This is a genomic window from Sphingomonas epibiotica, from assembly GCF_039615155.1.
Classification (GTDB): domain Bacteria; phylum Pseudomonadota; class Alphaproteobacteria; order Sphingomonadales; family Sphingomonadaceae; genus Sphingomonas.
The window spans coordinates 192568-208375 of sequence record NZ_JBDGHY010000004.1; the positions used below are offsets into that span (position 1 = coordinate 192568).

The following is a 15808-nucleotide window of genomic DNA, read 5'->3' on the forward strand; positions in this document are numbered from 1 at the left end:
GCGGCTGGGCATCATCCGCCTGCTCTTTGACAGGTCCACCCCTACGCCACGTCACCCCTGATCCGGGTAACGTGCGGATGTGTCAACTTCGGCGCCCGAAACGCCCGATCGTGCACACACGAAACTTCAATATATTAACAACTTACGCCCAGCCGAAACCCGCGGCAAACGTTGACGCACTGTCAACTTCGTCAACTTCCGCGCCCCCGCACCATCAAAGCCCGCGCGACCCCATTGGTCCATCCGAACCCGTCCTGCAGCGGATATTCGCCCCCGCCGCCCGGCCGGACCTCCTCGACATCGTATTTCTCGACCAGCTTGCCCGACGCGGCATATTCGCGCCCGACGCTGGCCAGAAACCGCTGCGCAATCTTGTCCGCCAAGGACTTATGACCGGTGCGGTCCAGCCCGCTGACCGCGATCCATTGCAGCGGTGCCCAGCCATTGGGCTTGTCCCATTGCTGCCCGGTATCGACCAACGTCGAACGCAGCCCACCCGGCGCCAGTAATTGCCGCTCGATCGTCGCCGCCACCCGCTCGGCCCGCGCCCCCGTCGTCAGCCCGACGAACAACGGATAGGCGGTTGCCGCGGTCACACCGCCGCGAAGTTGCCGCCGCTTGACGTCGTAATCGCCATAGCGCCCCTCGGCCTCGCTCCACAGCCAGCGCTCGATCGCCGCCCCGCGCTTCGCCGCCCGGTCACCGAAGCTGCGCGCGGTCGCCGCATCGCCGGTCTTTGCCGCACCATCGGCGATCGCCCGCTCCATGCCCCATAGCAAGCTGTTGAGATCGGCCGGCAGGACGTTGGTCGTGTCGATCGTCGTGAGGGTCCGTCCATCGGCCAGCCAGCGCGACGAAAAGTCCCAGCCGCTCTCCGCCCCGGCGCGCAGGTCGCGATATACCTCCGCTACCGGTCGTCCGCTGGCCTTGGCCGTCTCGACATCCTCGCGCCACGACTCGTCTCTGGGCGTCGTCCGCGCGTCCCAATAATGCTGCAGCACCGCCCCGTCGGGCAGCGTCACCGACCTTTCCGGGGTGGTGAAGAACGCATGTTCGCGCTTCAGCGCCGCCAGCCGCCGCGCCAACACCGCCGGGTCGGCCTCCTTCGACAGCCCCATCATTAAATACAGGAATGGCGGCTGCGACCGGCTGAGATAATAGCTCCGCGTACCATTGGGCACATGGCCGTATCGCTCGACCAGATCGGTGAACGCCGCGACCATCGATTCGATCAGGTCCTGTCGATTATCGGCGGCCAGACCCAGCATGGTGAAATAGCTGTCCCAGTAGTACATTTCGCGGAACCGCCCGCCGGGAACCACGAACCGGTCGGCCACCGCCAGCGCGCTCGACCCCGGCGGCGGCGCAACCGGATCGCGGGTCAGATGCGGCCACAGCCCGGCGATATGCCGCTCGATCGGCAGGCGCGGCCCATGATCGGACTCGGGTACCGGCAACAGCCCCGGCACGTCGAAATTGGCCAGAACGAACGCCTTGAGCGCGGCATCGTCGCTGAACGCGCCGCGCGCGAAGTCGGCGAGGATCGCCGCGTCGGACCGCTTGGGCACCGCATCGACGAAGGTCTTGCCGTCGGGAAAGATGCGCCGCATCTGCACCGCTTCGAACAATGGCCCGAACCGGTCGGCCGGGGTCGGCACCCCCGCCGCCGATGCCGTGACGGCAATCGGCGGCGCCTGGCCGGACGCAGCGCATCCGGCCAGCAGCAACGGCATCAACAGCCGATAGCGGTGCCGCACGTCAGGCCACCGTCTGCTCGATGACGCCAAAGATCGGGTGATGCCGATCATCCTCGGCCCAGATGCGGACGGTATCGCCCGCCTTCAGGAACGGCGTCTCCGCCGTGCCGCCCCGGATCGTCTCGACCGTGCGGATTTCCGCAAGACAGGAATAACCGACCCCGCCCTCTGCGACCGGCTTGCCCGGTCCGCCATCGGCGTCGCGGTTCGACACCGTGCCCGATCCGATGATCGTCCCGGCGCCCAGCGCCCGCGTCTTCGCGGCATGGGCGATCAGCGTGCCGAAATCGAACGTCATGTCCTCGCCCGCTTCCGCCCGGCCGAACGGCTTTCCGTTCAGGTCGACGTTCAGCTTGCGGTACAGCTTGCCGTCGCGCCACCAGTCGCCCAGCGCATCGGGGGTCACGAACACCGGCGAGAAGGCTGATGCCGGCTTCGATTGAAAGAAGCCGAACCCCTTTGCCAGTTCGCCCGGGATCAGCCCGCGCAGCGATACGTCGTTGGTTAGCCCGACCAGCCGCACCGCCGCCAGCGCCTCCTCGCGCGACGCGCCCAGCGCGACGTCGCCGGTAACGACCACGACCTCGCCCTCGAAATCGAGGCCCCAGCTATCGTCACCTGCCGGGATCGGATCGCGGGGGCCGAGAAACCCGTCCGACCCGCCCTGATACATCAGCGGATCGTGCCAGAAACTGTCGGGCATCTCCGCCCCGCGCGCCTGCCGCACCAACGCGACATGGTTCACATAGGCCGACCCGTCCGCCCATTGATAGGCGCGGGGCAACGGCGATGCGGCGTCACGTTCGTGGAACCGGTCCTTCGGGATCACATCATGATCGAGATCGGTGGCAAGGTTGCGCAGATCGCCCTCGACCCGGTCCCAATCGTCCAGCGCCGCCTGCAACGTCGGCACGATCGCGCTCGCATCGGCATACCAGGCAAGGTCGCTCGACACGACGACCAGCCGACCGTCCCGGCCGTGCTTGAGGCTGGCGAGTTTCATGGATGCGCTCTCCTGATCGTTATGCTTGGCCCCCGGTTCTGCGCGCCCGGGCCGTCGATGTCGAGGGGCCGGACAGCACCGTTTCTTAACCCGTTCCGATGCACGGGAAATCAATCGCCTTCCACAGGCCCGCCGCCATGCTCAGCGCCGAACGATTGATCCTCGAACATCTGCAGCTGGCGTCCGTGGCGGCCGATCTCCTGCGTCACGCCGAAGCGCGGCCGATCGATCCGGCATCGATCGCGACGGCACGCTGGTCGCTTAGCCGACAGTTGCTCGCCCATCTCGCGACCGAGGACCGCTTACTCTACCCGATGCTCCGGCGCAGCCCCGACCCGGCAACGGCAGCCTTGGCCGCGCGGTTTGCCGCCGAGCTCGGCGGGCTCGCCGATACGTTCAAGGACTATATGCTCGGCTGGACCCCCGAACGGATGCAGCGCGATCCCGACGGCTTCGAACGCGACACGCACGCGCTGTTCGAACGACTGGGCGAACGCATCCGTCGCGAGGAAGCCGAACTCTATCGTCACATTCCTGACATGGGGACCGTCGCCAAGGTGGACGTAGCCGCGCGACGGGCCTAGTGCAGCGCCGATACCGGCATGCATGAGGGTAACAGGACGTGGCGAACGTAGCGGTGATCGGCGCCCAATGGGGTGACGAGGGCAAGGGAAAGATCGTCGACTGGCTGGCGGAACGCGCCGACATGGTCGTGCGGTTCCAGGGCGGCCATAATGCCGGTCACACGCTGGTCGTCGGCGGCACCGTCTACAAGCTGTCGCTGCTCCCCTCGGGCATCGTCCGCGGTACCCCTTCGATCGTCGGCAACGGCGTCGTCCTCGATCCCTGGGCGCTGAAGGCCGAGGTCGAGCGGCTGCGCGAACAGGGCGTCTCGGTTACGCCCGATACGCTAATGATCGCCGAAACCTGCGCGCTGATCCTTCCCTTCCACCGCGACCTCGACGGGCTGCGTGAGGATGCGAGCGGCGCGGGCAAGATCGGCACCACCCGCCGCGGTATCGGCCCGGCGTACGAGGACAAGGTCGGCCGCCGCGCGATCCGCGTCTGCGACCTCGCCCATCTCGATCAGCTCGAACCGCAGCTCGACCGCCTGACCGCGCATCACGACGCGCTGCGCGCCGGTTTCAACGAACCCGCCATCGACCGCGCCGCGCTGATCGCCGAACTGCGCGAGATCGCCGATTTCGTGCTGCCCTATGCCCAGCCGGTCTGGCGCGTGCTGGCGCAGGCGAAGGCCAAGGGTCAGCGCATCCTGTTCGAAGGCGCACAGGGCGTGCTGCTCGATATCGATCACGGCACCTATCCGTTCGTCACCTCGTCCAACACCATTGCCGGCACGGCGGCGGGTGGATCGGGCATGGGTCCGGGCGCGGTCGGCTTCGTGCTGGGCATCGCCAAGGCGTACACCACTCGCGTCGGCTCCGGCCCCTTCCCGACCGAACTCGAGAACGAAACCGGCGAACGTCTTGGCGTGCGCGGCCATGAATTCGGGACGGTGACCGGCCGCAAGCGCCGCTGCGGCTGGTTCGACAGCGTGCTGGTGCGGCAGGCGGCGGCGGTCGGCGGCATTACCGGCATCGCGCTGACCAAGATCGACGTGCTCGACGGATTCGAGGAAGTGGCGATCTGCACCGGCTATCGCCTTGGCGACCAGGTGCTGGACTATTATCCCGCCCATGCCGCCGATCAGGCGAAGGTCGAGCCGATCTACGAAACCATGCCCGGCTGGTCGGAATCGACCGCCGGCGCGCGGAGTTGGGCCGAACTGCCGGCACAGGCGATCAAATATATCCGCCGCATCGAGGAACTGATCCAGTGCCCGGTGACGCTGGTGTCGACCAGCCCCGAGCGCGATGACACGATCCTGGTGCGCGATCCGTTCGCGGACTGAGGACTTCGCCGACCATTTCCATCCCGTTTGCTTCGAGCTTGTCGGGAACCGAAGTCGACAAGGGGCTGCCTGTCGCGACCGAGTTCTCGACGGACGCTTCTCGACAAGCTCGAAGCTGCTCGAACCGAACGGGTAAGCAGGACAGCAAAAGGCCCGCCCGGATCGCTCCGAGCGGGCCTTTTCGGTAGCTGCCGTTACCGCGGCGTGCCGGTCGTTCCGCCCGGCGGCTTGGTCTTCGCCGCGTCGCCCGTGGTGTTGGGCGGGGTCGTGTCGTCCGTGGTCGTCATATCGTCCGTCGCCGACTCACCCGGACGGGTCGGGTCCGTCGGGACCGGGTTGGTCGGGCCGGTCGTCTGCGGCAGCGGCTGGGTCGGCCGCGCCGGATCGACCGTGCCGGGCACGCCGTTCGGTGAGGTCGGTTGCGTCTGGGTGGTCGGCACCTGCGCGACGGCGGCGGTAGCCCCGCCCAGGATCAGCAGGCTCGCGAAAATGGTCTTGCGCATCGAGTGTCTCCTTGCATCAAGCAGGGGACTCAAGTCGCGAACGTGGATAAGGGTCCGCCACGACCGCTCAACCCACCGTAAAATTTCGTCAATTTCAAGGCAGACCGTTGCTGGTCGACGACCGGAACTTAGCCGGTTTGCCCGCGATGCCGTAATTTCTGGTCCGCCAGCACCAAAGCGACCATCGCCTCCACCACCGGCACGCCGCGGATCCCGACACATGGGTCGTGCCGCCCCTTGGTCGCGATCGTCGTCGCCTGTCCGTCGGGTCCGATCGTTTCAACCGGGGTCAGGATCGAGCTGGTCGGCTTGAACGCGACGCGCAACGTCACCGGCTGACCGGTCGAAATGCCGCCGGCAATGCCCCCGGCATGATTGGCGAGGAACTCGGGTGCACCCGCGCCCGGCCGCATCGGATCGGCATTCTGTTCGCCCGACAACGCCGCCGCCGCGAAGCCGTCGCCAATCTCGACGCCCTTCACCGCGTTGATCGACATGGCCGCGCTCGCCAGTTCGGCGTCGAGCTTGGCATAGAGCGGGGCGCCCCAGCCGGCGGCCACCCCTTCGGCACGACAGGCGACGACCGCGCCCAGCGACGACCCGGCCTTGCGCGCGCCGTCGACCAACGCCTCCCAGCGTGCCGCTGCCGCCGGGTCGGGACAGAAGAAGGGGTTGCGGCCGATCTCCGCCACATCGAACGCCGCCGGATCGATCGCATCGCCGCCGATCGATTCGACCCATGCCGTGATCGTCACCTCCGGGATCACCAGCCGCGCCACTGCACCCGCCGCCACGCGCGCTGCCGTTTCGCGCGCCGACGACCGCCCGCCGCCGCGATAGTCGCGAAAGCCGTATTTGGCGTCATAGGCATAGTCGGCATGGCCGGGGCGATACGCCTTGGCGACCTCCGAATAATCTTTCGACCGCTGGTCGACATTCTCGATCATCAGGCTGATCGGCGTGCCGGTCGTCCGTCCGTCGAACACCCCCGACAGGATGCGCACGGCATCGGGTTCGCGCCGCTGCGTCGTGAAGCGGCTGGTTCCCGGCCGGCGCGCGTCGAGGAATGGCTGAATGTCCGCCTCGCTGAGCGTCAGTCCCGGCGGACACCCGTCGACCACCGCACCCAGCGCCGGGCCATGGCTTTCGCCCCAGGTCGTAAAACGGAACAAGTGGCCGAAGCTATTATGGCTCATGCATCTTCCCCCAGCGCCGCAAAGGCGCGCGCATGGGTCGCCACGCGGGGCGTATGCACACACGGCCCGTCGTTCAGGCGGATGCCCATGAAATTCTCCCCGGCATAGGGGCTGTCGAACCCCCGCGCCGTCGCAGCCTCGAACCCGAAGCGCTCGTAAAAGGCCGGATCACCCAGCACGAACGCGAGTTCGACCCCGGCGCTGCGCAACTGGCTGATGGCGGCGGCGACCAGCGCCTCACCGACTCCCTGCCCGCGTGCCGCCTTCGCCACCGCCAGCGGCGCGACCGCCACGCCCGCGACCTCGCGCGCATCGGCGGTCACCTCCATCCGACTGGCGGCGATCATGCCGACGACCGCGCCGTTATCCTCGGCGACCAGCACCAATACCAGATCGCCATCGATCGCCAGTTGCTGGACCAGCCGCGCCTCTTCGTCGCGCGGGAAACAGGCGCGCAACAGGCTATCGACCGCCGGTGCGTCGGCACCGGTCGCCGCGCGGATGACGCTCATGCGGCTCAGGCCAGCGCGATGTCGGGCGCGTCCTCGGCCTTCATGCCGATGACATTGTACCCGGCGTCGACATGGTGGATCTCGCCGGTCACGCCGCTCGCCAGATCACTCAGCAGATACAGCCCCGCGCCGCCAACATCGTCGATCGTGACGTTGCGGCGCAACGGCGAGTTCAGCTCGTTCCACTTCAGGATGTAGCGTAAATCACCGATTCCACTGGCGGCCAGCGTCTTGATCGGCCCGGCCGAAATCGCGTTCACCCGGATATTTTCCGGACCCATGTCCATCGCCAGATATTTGACCGACATGTCGAGCGCGGCCTTGGCCACGCCCATGACGTTGTAGTGCGGCACGACCTTTTCCGACCCGTAATAGGTCAGCGTCAGCAGCGATCCGCCGTTCGGCATCAGCGCCCGCGCGCGCTTGGCGACGGCGGTGAACGAATAGACGCTGATGTTCATCGTCATCAGGAAATTGTCGAGGCTGGTGTCGTAATAATGCCCGCGCAGTTCGTTCTTGTCGGAAAAGCCGATGGCATGGACGACGAAATCGATCGTTGGCCAGCGTGCAGCGATCGTGTCGAACGCTGTGTCGAGCGCACCCATGTCGGCGACATCGCACTCGATCAGGAAGTCGGAGCCGAGTTCGCCCGCCAGCGGACGGACGCGCCGTTCCAGCGCTTCCCCCTGATAGGTGAAGGCCAGTTCCGCACCCTGCGCCGCGAGCTGCTTGGCGATGCCCCAGGCCAGCGACCGATCATTGGCGAGGCCCATGATGACCCCGCGCTTGCCCTGCATCAAACCGTTCACGCGACTTTCCCTTTTTCGTCTGTTGGCACCCCCTCTAGACCGGGATCGGGCGTTTCCGCCAGCGCCGCGTTCAATTCGCCGCCGATGACCACGCCCAGACCGACGATATAGAAGAAAAACAACGCGATCATGACCCCGGCGAGGCTGCCATAGGTACGGTCATATCCGCCCAGCGCATCGATCGCCAGCGGCAGCAACTGCGTCGTGCCGATCCACACCGTCGCCGTCGCCACCGCGCCGGGCCATTTCGGACATTTCGACAGCCGATATTTCTTGGGCGCGAGCGAATAGAACAGGGTGTAGAGCGCGATGAACAGCGCCAGTGCCGGAAACAGCTTCGCAATCGACAGATAGGCTGCATAGGGCTGCAGGAACGGCAGCACGCGGTAGATCAGCTGCTCGACACCGACCAACACGACCTGAAGGCTGAACGCGATCATCAGCATCACTACCGATCCCACGATCAGGCCGATCGACCCCAGCCGATATTCCCAGAAGGGCCGCGAGAACGGAATGCCATAGGCCTGTCGCAGGATCGACCGCACGGTTTCGATAAAGCCGGTCGTGGTCCACAGCCCGACCAGCGCGCCCAGCCACAATAGCGACCCCGACCGCGCCTGCAGCACGTCGAGGATCGGTTGTTCCAGCACCACCGCCACGTCGCGCGGCACGGTTTCGAGGAAGGCAGTGACGGCATGGATGCTGTCGCCGCTACGCCCCACCGCGCGCGCGATCGCCGCTGCGACGATGAAGAACGGGAATAGCGTCAGCAGCGACAGGTAGGCGAGGTTGCCGGCATGGGTGAAGCCGTCGTTGAACGTCCCGACGGCGACGCGCTTGATGACCTCGATCGCCCGCGCCGACGGCCGCAGCCGCGACAGTGCGGGCCGGCCCCGGTGGCCGCGTACCTCGGGGCTTTCCGGGGACGGCTGATTCATGAAACGGTCTCCGGTCGGGTCAGAACCGCGTCAAACGCCGAAGCGTGCCCGTGGGTCCGCCGTCCGCCCCGGCCAGTCCGCTACGAACGCTGCCAGCGCGGCATCGTCTGCGGGCAGATCGACCATCAGCGTGACCAGCTGATCGCCGCGCGTCCCGTCCTTGCGATGGAAACCGCGTCCCTTTAGCCGCAGCGTCTTGCCCGAGGTCGCGCCCTTCGGCACGCTCAGCATCACCGCGCCTTCGACGGTCGGCACGCGCACCTTCGCGCCCTGCACCGCCTCGGCAAGATTGACCGGCAGGTCGATGCGGATATCGTCGCCGTCGCGGGTATAGAAACGGTGCGGCTCGACCTCGATCGTGACGATCGCGTCGCCCGGTCCGCCCGGCCCAGGATCACCCTTCCCGCCCAGCCGCATCTGCGTGCCGGTATCGACGCCGGCAGGCAGTTTCAGGTCGATCGTCTTGCCGTCGGCCAGCGTGATCCGCTGCGGGCTGAGCGTCGCGGCATCCTCGAACGGCACCTTCAGCTTGTAGGCGACGTTGCCGCCCTTGGGCTGCGGACGACGGCCGAAGCCGCTGGCGAAACCGCTGCCGCCGCCGGCATTGCTGCGCCCGCCGAACAGCCCCTCGAAGATATCCGAAAAGTCGCCGCCCTGCGCATCGCCACCCATGTCGAAACCGCCACGACCGCCCGGCCCGGCCCGAAAACCGCCGCCGAAGCCGCCCGCACCGCCGCCCCCGCCATAGCCGAAGGGCGCAGCCGGATTGCCGTCACCGTCGATCTCGCCCCGATCGAACCGCGCGCGCTTGTCCTTGTCGGTCAGCAGGTCATAGGCCTGCGTAACCTTGGAAAACCGGTCCGACGCAGCCTTGTCGTCCTTGTTACGGTCCGGGTGCAGCTCTTTTGCGAGCTTGCGATACGCTTTCTTGATGTCTGCCTCGGTGGCGCTGCGCGCCACACCCAGGGTTGCATAGGGATCAGCCATGGTCCGGTAGCTAGGGCCGGACGCGGCGCTCGGCAATGGGACAAACCCGCGAAACGGAAGCAAAACGATCCCCGGTTCAACGTCGGTTCACGCGTATCGCGGCACCGGAAGCGCCTGGCTGCGTTGGCAGCGCGATCTTCCCCAGGAGAACCGGCCCATGATCCATGCCCCGATGTCCCGTCGCCGCATCCTCAGCGCGACCGCCGCAATGCTTCCGATAGCGATTCTCGGCGGATGCGCGACCCCGCTCGGCAGCTATGGCGTCGAGGAAGGCGTACGGCGGCTGCTGACGCTTTCGAGCCAGCGCGCGTTCGAACGGCTGATCCGTCCCGGCGGCTTCTACGACGATCAGCTGACGCGGCTGACGCTGCCCGAGACCGCCGGGCAGAACAATGTGTTGGCGGCGGTGCTGCGGACCAATGCGGTGCGTTCGCGGATCGCGCTGGCGTTGAACGATATCGCGGTCGATGCCGCCGACCGGGCGACGCCGGTGGTGCTCGATTCGATCCGCGGGCTGACACTCGCTGATGCGGTCGCGGTGTTGCGCGGCGGGCCGACCGCCGCCACCGACCTGCTGGCGCAATCGGCGCGCGGCGCGGTGATCGACGCGCTGTTCCCGACCTTCTCGAACGGGCTGCGCTCCGATACCGCCGAAATCCTGTCGGCGATCGTCGCGGCACAGACCGGCATCGATTACGGCGCGCTGGCCCGCAGTGCCGCCGATCAGGCGGGCAACGCGATCTTCCGCGCGATCGGGCGTGAGGAAGCGGCGATCCGCGCCGATCCGCGCCGCACCGGCGATCCGGTGCTAACCGCGCTGCTGCTCGGCACGCGCTGACGCTTGGCAAGGGCGGCGGGCGGGCGGATAAGCGGTCGATGACCGCGCCCGCCCCCGCCCCGCCCGCACCTGATCTCGACGTCGTGATCGTCGGGGCCGGGCTGTCGGGTATCGACGCCGCCTATCATCTGCAGACGCGCTGCCCGGACCATAGCTACGCGATCTTCGAAGCGCGGGGCGCCATCGGTGGGACATGGGACCTGTTCCGCTATCCGGGCATCCGGTCGGACTCGGACATGCATACGCTGGGATTTCCGTTCCGGCCGTGGCGCGACCGCAAGACCATCGCCGCGGGCGCGGATATCCGTGATTATATCGCGGATACGGCGCGGATGTTCGGCATCGACCGGCAGATCCGCTTTCACCAGCGCATCGTCGCGGCGGACTGGTCTTCGGCCGACGCGCGCTGGACGCTGCGCTGCCGGAGCGAGGATGGCGAGCACATCGTCACCTGCCGCTTCCTGTTCATGGGATCGGGCTATTACGACTATGCCCGGGGTCATGCCCCGTGCTTCGACGGGCAGGAGACGTTCGCCGGCCGCATCGTCCATCCGCAGCATTGGCCCGAAGAGTTGGATGTCGCCGGCAAACGGGTTACCGTGATCGGCAGCGGGGCGACGGCGGTGACGCTGGTTCCGGCGCTTGCCGAACAGGGGGCGCAGGTGACGATGGTCCAGCGATCGCCCAGCTATATCGTCGCCCATCCGGCCGAGGACGCACTCGCCGACCGGCTGTATCGCTGGCTGCCCGTCGCCGCGGCGGGGCGGCTTGCGCGGTGGAAGAATGTCGCGCTGGGGCTGGCCGCGTTCCAGTTCGCGCGGCGCTGGCCGCGGCAGATGCGGGCGTTCATCTTGAGGGGCACACGCGCCGGGCTGCCGCGGCTGGGCGATGTCGACCGGCATTTCACCCCGAGCTACGACCCGTGGGACCAACGGCTGTGTCTGGTGCCTGATGCCGACCTGTTCCGGGTGCTCGACGACGGGTCGGCGACGATCGTCACCGATACGATCCGGCGCTTCACCCCGGAGGGGCTGGAACTCGGATCGGGCGATCGGGTGGCGGCGGACGTGATCGTCACCGCGACGGGGTTGAAACTGCACCTGATGGGCGGGATCGCGATCACGGTCGACGAGGCGCCCTTCGTAGCGAACGAGCATCTGGTCTATCGCGGGATGATGGTATCCGGCGTGCCCAATCTGGTGTTCGCGATGGGCTATACCAATGCGTCATGGACGCTGAAGATCGATCTGGTGTCGCGGCGGATGTGCCGGATGCTCGGTCACATGCGACGGCATGGCTACGACTATTGCGTGCCCGCCGCGCCCGGGGCGGGGATCGAGCGGCGACCGCTGCTCGACTTCAGTTCGGGCTATGTCCAGCGGGCCGAGGCGGGGCTGCCGGGCCAGGGATCGCGCGCGCCGTGGCGGCTGCGGCAGAATTACTTCCTGGATTACATGGCGTTCCGGTTCGGGCGGCTGGCGGACGGGGTGTTGCGGTTCCGAAAGGTGACGAAGGTGCCACATATCGTAGCTTCCTGATCCGGTTATTTACTATTGCGAGTCATTTGCATTTCTGGCAGGGGTTGTTCGGTCATCGGATCGGAGACGGATCATGCACCCTGCCCCACCCCCTGCCGATAGCGGCGTTGCGCCCGGCCAGCCCGACCGCTCGCCGGTGCGTTCCACGCTGATCACCACGGTCGCGCGATGCTGGCGGGTGGCGCGCGACGAGCGGGAGAATGCGCAGAAGTGCCTGTATGCATTGCTGCGCCCGGTCGGGCTGGGCGTGCTGGCACCGGTGTTCGACAGCCTGTTCAGCCTGTGCGAGAGCGCGCTTGGCCGGCCGATCGCCACCGGGCTGCGCGGACCGGCTTCCCCCGACGAACAGCTGGTGCTGGGCATGCTCGACGGCAGCCGGCCGCGCCGCGACTGCCTGTCCTGCGATGCCGGAAAGGCGTCCGCGCTTGACTGCGCGATCTGTTCGACGCGGATCATGTTGACACTCGCCGTCGACGACCAGCGGCGAATGGCGATCGGTTAGGCTCCGACCGGCACGTCCATCCCGGCGACGTCGCGGTCATCGGCCAATTCGATTCGGTTCCTCCCGGCGCGTTTCGCCCGGTACATGGCGAGATCGGCGCGGTGCAGCACGTCTACGGGCGGTTCGTCGCCGGTGGCGGCGGCGACCCCGGCGCTGAGCGTTACGCCGATTTCAGTGCCGTCCACTTCGATCACCGCGCGCGCCACCGCCTGCCGCAACCGTTCGGTGATCGCGCCTGCGTCGGCCGCGCCGCTGTCGGCGAACAGGATCGCCAGTTCCTCGCCACCATAGCGCGCGACGCAATCGACCGCGCGGACGCCGTCGGCGATGCGCGCGGCGACCGCCTGTATCACCTGGTCGCCAGTGTGATGGCCATAGCTGTCGTTGATGCGTTTGAAATGATCGATGTCGAGCATCGCAAGGGCATAGCCGCGCCCGCTGCGCTGCGCCGTCGCGCGCGCCGCTTCCAGCCGGGCCAGCAGCGTGCGACGGTTGGCGAGGCCGGTCAGCGGGTCGGTGCTGGCGAGTTGCGACAGCGTGACGTTGGCGGCGCGTAATTCGCCGGTGCGCTGTTCGATCGTCCGTTCGAGCGCGCGGGTCCGCCGGCGCAGCACCATGGTGCGCAAATGCACGATGCCGAACACCGCCGCCAGGGCGACCAGCGCCATTGCAAGGCGCACATACCAGCGTTCATGCCAGGCCCGCGCCACGACCATGTCGATCGCGGTCGTGACGACGCGCGGATGCACGCCGGGGATATGCGCCTGTAGTTCCAGTACATAGTCGCCGCCGGGCAGGTTGGTGTAGATCGCCGTCGCCGGCACCGAATCAGGCAGCCCGACCCAGTCTGTATCGAACCCGGCAAGGCGGTAGCGATAGTGTATCTCCTGCGGCGCGGCGTAATCGGTGAGCGCGAAGGCAACGCGCAGCGCATGGCCGTCGACGCGGATCACCCGTTGCCCGGCGAACAGGCTGAACGGCAGGGTGCGGCCATCCTGTTCGATATCGGTCGGGGCGAGCGTCAGCGATCCGGTCGGCCGCGCGGCGAGCATCCGGTCGGGGCGCAGCACCAGCAACCCGCCAGTCCCGCCGAACAGGAGGTCACCATCGTGCGTCATCGCCGCAACGCGCTGGTTATAGGCGTCGAACGGTAGCCCGTCGCGCTGGCTGACCACGCGTACCCCCCGTCCCTGCGGATCGATGACCGAGATACCGCTGGCCCCGGTCGTCCACACCTGTCCGCGCCGATCGGCGAGGACCGCGGCGACATTGTCGTTGGCCAGCCCCTCCGCCTCGGTGATCGCGCGGAAGTGCAGCTGATGCGCCGACGCGGTGCCACGCGCGACGCCGCCATAGGTGCCGACCCAAAGCGCGCCTGCCGACCGTACGATCGACCCGGTATAATTTTGCGGCAGGCTGGTCGGGTCCGCCGGATCGTTGCGATAGACGGCAAAGCGCCCCGTCGCCGGATCGAACCGGCTGAGCCCGCCGGGCGTCGCAATCCATGGCCGTCCGTCGCCGAAATCGACGATGTTGATGACTTCGTTGTTGGCGATGGTCGTCGCGTCGCCATCGGCATGGCGGTAATGGCGCAGCCGGCGGGTCCGTGCCTCCCAGGTGAACAGCCCCTTGTACGTCCCGATCAGCAGCAGGTCGCCCGACCGCGCCAAAGCGATCACGGGCAGGTCGTCGGGCAACGGCACCGCGACGTTGCGTTCGGCGAACGTCACCGGATCGATCGCCACGATGCCGCGCGCGCCGACCAGCACCGTGCCGTCAGGCATTTCGACGAACGCCTTCACATCCTGTCCGGCATGACGACCGTTGAGCCGGAGATGCCGCATCGTGCCGGCCGCGCGGTCGATCCGGTCGATCATGCCGTTGCTGAGCCCCAACCAGATGCGGTCGCGGCTGTCGACCATCAACCCGCGCACGTTGCGATCGCTCAGCGAGCGACGCGGATCGGGCATGGCGTTGGTGACGGTGAAGATCGCATCGAGCGTCGGATCGGTCTGCGACGCGCCGACATCGGTCGCCGCCCATAGCCGGCCGGTGCGGTCGATCGTCACGTCGCGCACCGTATCGCCGCCCAGCGAGGCATGGTTGGCGGGAATGTTGCGCATGGCGTAGACCGCAAGGCCAAGGTCGGTGCGGATGCGCAGCACCCCCATGCCGTCGGTCGCGGCCCAGATCGTGCCGTCACCCTCCAACGCGAAGGCGCGGATGGTGCGGTGTCCGACCAGCGGCGCATCGCCCGCCAGCGCCCGCGGCTGGACGAAACGCCCGTCGCGGAGCTGGACGAAGATGCCGTGCGACCCGGTGCCGATCCACAACCGCCCCTGTCCACCACGCAGGATCGCCCAGACGTCGCCGATCGGCGGCGTCGCCACACGCGAAAAGGCGCGGTCGTGCGGGCGGCGGACGAACAGCCCCTTGTCGCCGCCGGCATAGATGGTGCCGTCGGGATCGCGATGGACGGTGAATGCCCCCTCGGCAAGGTCGCTGCCCGGCGCGACCAGCGAAACGACGCGGTTCCGCCGGGCGTCGTAGCGGAACACGCCATGATCCGATGCGATCAGCGCGCCATCCTGTCCATCGGAGGCGATGGCGAGGATGCGGGTGCCCATGCCGACCCCCGCCGCCCCCTGCAACGCGACGAACGCGTTCGACACCGGGTCGAAGCGCACCGCACCACCGACATTGGTACCGACCAGCATGCCGCCCTGTGGCAGCGCGTGGAGCGCGCGGATATAATTGTCGGGCAGGCTGGTATGGTCGCGCGACAGCTGTCGAAACACTTTCAGCCGCTGGCCGTCATAGCGGGCGAGGCCGCCGCGCGTGCCGATCCACATCAGCGCGTCGCTACCCTGCACGATCGCGGTCGTCGTGGCATGCGGCAGCCCGGACGTTGCGTCGAGCGTCAGGAACCGGGTCGTGCGCCAGCCGTCCCAAGCGTCCGGCCGGCCGGCGGCCATCGCCGGCCGGGCGACCGATAGGACTGCAAGAAGCAGAAGACAGAGGAAAAATTGCCGCATCGGATCGCCTGCACGGCGTTGTATGCGGCCTTGCTTGCGACGTGATTAACGCCACACGACATTTTTTGAAATTGTGATCGGTCGCGGGAACCAGTTCGCGTCGACCGCACCGCGCGCCCTGCGCCGTACCCGACCCATACCGGCCCGATCGACGCTCGACGATCGCGCCTCGCTGACGAGGATAGCGCTGCGAACGTTCCGCTTCGTACCCCGGCGAAGGCCGGGGCCCAGTTGGGGGACGCCGGTAAGGTACAGATAAGCCTTCCCAACTGGACCCC

Annotated in this window: 14 protein-coding genes; 5 read left to right on the top strand and 9 right to left on the bottom strand. The window is 67.5% G+C overall.

What is annotated here, in order from left to right; translation table 11 throughout:
• Positions 1-191: 191 nt before the first annotated feature.
• A complete protein-coding gene (treF, locus tag AAIO73_RS09675) occupies positions 192-1733 on the bottom strand; it encodes an alpha,alpha-trehalase TreF (RefSeq protein ID WP_345877658.1) in 1542 nt (513 codons plus the stop codon).
• A gap of 25 nt (positions 1734-1758) precedes the next feature.
• A complete protein-coding gene (locus AAIO73_RS09680; RefSeq protein WP_345877660.1) occupies positions 1759-2760 on the bottom strand; it encodes a fumarylacetoacetate hydrolase family protein in 1002 nt (333 codons plus the stop codon).
• 98 nt (positions 2761-2858) lie between these two features.
• Here AAIO73_RS09680 and AAIO73_RS09685 point away from each other — a divergent pair, with 98 nt between their 5' ends.
• Positions 2859-3344 carry a hemerythrin domain-containing protein gene (locus AAIO73_RS09685; protein WP_345877661.1) on the top strand — a complete coding sequence of 162 codons (486 nt, stop codon included), beginning with the start codon at positions 2859-2861 and terminating at the stop codon, positions 3342-3344.
• 38 nt (positions 3345-3382) lie between these two features.
• A complete protein-coding gene (locus AAIO73_RS09690) occupies positions 3383-4672 on the top strand; it encodes an adenylosuccinate synthase (protein ID WP_056456401.1) in 1290 nt (429 codons plus the stop codon).
• A 194-nt stretch (positions 4673-4866) separates the two neighbouring features.
• Here the strand turns inward: AAIO73_RS09690 and AAIO73_RS09695 are convergent, their stop codons facing one another.
• The 6 genes from AAIO73_RS09695 to AAIO73_RS09720 form a co-directional block, all read right to left on the bottom strand.
• A complete protein-coding gene (locus tag AAIO73_RS09695; RefSeq protein WP_345877664.1) occupies positions 4867-5175 on the bottom strand; it encodes a hypothetical protein in 309 nt (102 codons plus the stop codon).
• A 128-nt stretch (positions 5176-5303) separates the two neighbouring features.
• The gene (gene aroC / locus AAIO73_RS09700; protein ID WP_345877665.1) at positions 5304-6371 is read right to left on the bottom strand and encodes a chorismate synthase; all 1068 of its coding nucleotides are present in this window, start codon (positions 6369-6371) and stop codon (positions 5304-5306) included.
• Entirely contained in the window at positions 6368-6883 is a 516-nt protein-coding gene (locus AAIO73_RS09705) for a GNAT family N-acetyltransferase (protein ID WP_345877666.1), read from the bottom strand. Before AAIO73_RS09705 ends, aroC begins: the two co-directional genes overlap by 4 nt.
• Positions 6884-6888: 5 nt before the next feature.
• Positions 6889-7692 carry an enoyl-ACP reductase FabI gene (gene fabI, locus AAIO73_RS09710; RefSeq protein ID WP_345877667.1) on the bottom strand — a complete coding sequence of 268 codons (804 nt, stop codon included), beginning with the start codon at positions 7690-7692 and terminating at the stop codon, positions 6889-6891.
• Positions 7689-8630, bottom strand: a complete 942-nt coding sequence (locus AAIO73_RS09715; RefSeq protein ID WP_345877668.1) for a YihY/virulence factor BrkB family protein — start codon at positions 8628-8630, stop codon at positions 7689-7691. The genes fabI and AAIO73_RS09715 overlap by 4 nt, the downstream gene beginning before the upstream one ends.
• 30 nt (positions 8631-8660) lie before the next feature.
• Positions 8661-9617, bottom strand: a complete 957-nt coding sequence (locus AAIO73_RS09720) for a DnaJ C-terminal domain-containing protein (RefSeq protein ID WP_345877670.1) — start codon at positions 9615-9617, stop codon at positions 8661-8663.
• Between the two features lie 157 nt (positions 9618-9774).
• Here AAIO73_RS09720 and AAIO73_RS09725 point away from each other — a divergent pair, with 157 nt between their 5' ends.
• From AAIO73_RS09725 to AAIO73_RS09735, 3 genes are all read left to right on the top strand, one after another.
• Positions 9775-10455 carry a DUF4197 domain-containing protein gene (locus AAIO73_RS09725; protein ID WP_345877671.1) on the top strand — a complete coding sequence of 227 codons (681 nt, stop codon included), beginning with the start codon at positions 9775-9777 and terminating at the stop codon, positions 10453-10455.
• 38 nt (positions 10456-10493) lie between these two features.
• Positions 10494-11993, top strand: coding sequence for a flavin-containing monooxygenase (locus AAIO73_RS09730; RefSeq protein WP_345877673.1), 1500 nt, complete (start codon positions 10494-10496; stop codon positions 11991-11993).
• A gap of 73 nt (positions 11994-12066) precedes the next feature.
• Positions 12067-12495 (top strand): hypothetical protein, encoded by a 429-nt coding sequence (locus tag AAIO73_RS09735; protein WP_345877675.1) that lies wholly within the window; start codon positions 12067-12069, stop codon positions 12493-12495.
• On the opposite strand, the gene AAIO73_RS09740 is transcribed toward AAIO73_RS09735, so the two are convergent.
• Positions 12492-15530, bottom strand: a complete 3039-nt coding sequence (locus AAIO73_RS09740; protein ID WP_345877677.1) for a ligand-binding sensor domain-containing diguanylate cyclase — start codon at positions 15528-15530, stop codon at positions 12492-12494. The genes AAIO73_RS09735 and AAIO73_RS09740 overlap by 4 nt on opposite strands.
• Positions 15531-15808 lie beyond the last annotated feature (278 nt).

Coding starts and splice junctions, on each gene's coding strand:
- treF (WP_345877658.1), bottom strand. CDS start 1,733: ATGCCGTTGCTGCTGGCCGGATGCGCTGCGTCCGGCCAGGCGCCGCCG.
- AAIO73_RS09680 (WP_345877660.1), bottom strand. CDS start 2,760: ATGAAACTCGCCAGCCTCAAGCACGGCCGGGACGGTCGGCTGGTCGTC.
- AAIO73_RS09685 (WP_345877661.1), top strand. CDS start 2,859: ATGCACGGGAAATCAATCGCCTTCCACAGGCCCGCCGCCATGCTCAGC.
- AAIO73_RS09695 (WP_345877664.1), bottom strand. CDS start 5,175: ATGCGCAAGACCATTTTCGCGAGCCTGCTGATCCTGGGCGGGGCTACC.
- aroC (WP_345877665.1), bottom strand. CDS start 6,371: ATGAGCCATAATAGCTTCGGCCACTTGTTCCGTTTTACGACCTGGGGC.
- AAIO73_RS09705 (WP_345877666.1), bottom strand. CDS start 6,883: ATGAGCGTCATCCGCGCGGCGACCGGTGCCGACGCACCGGCGGTCGAT.
- AAIO73_RS09715 (WP_345877668.1), bottom strand. CDS start 8,630: ATGAATCAGCCGTCCCCGGAAAGCCCCGAGGTACGCGGCCACCGGGGC.
- AAIO73_RS09720 (WP_345877670.1), bottom strand. CDS start 9,617: ATGGCTGATCCCTATGCAACCCTGGGTGTGGCGCGCAGCGCCACCGAG.
- AAIO73_RS09725 (WP_345877671.1), top strand. CDS start 9,775: ATGATCCATGCCCCGATGTCCCGTCGCCGCATCCTCAGCGCGACCGCC.
- AAIO73_RS09730 (WP_345877673.1), top strand. CDS start 10,494: ATGACCGCGCCCGCCCCCGCCCCGCCCGCACCTGATCTCGACGTCGTG.
- AAIO73_RS09735 (WP_345877675.1), top strand. CDS start 12,067: ATGCACCCTGCCCCACCCCCTGCCGATAGCGGCGTTGCGCCCGGCCAG.
- AAIO73_RS09740 (WP_345877677.1), bottom strand. CDS start 15,530: ATGCGGCAATTTTTCCTCTGTCTTCTGCTTCTTGCAGTCCTATCGGTC.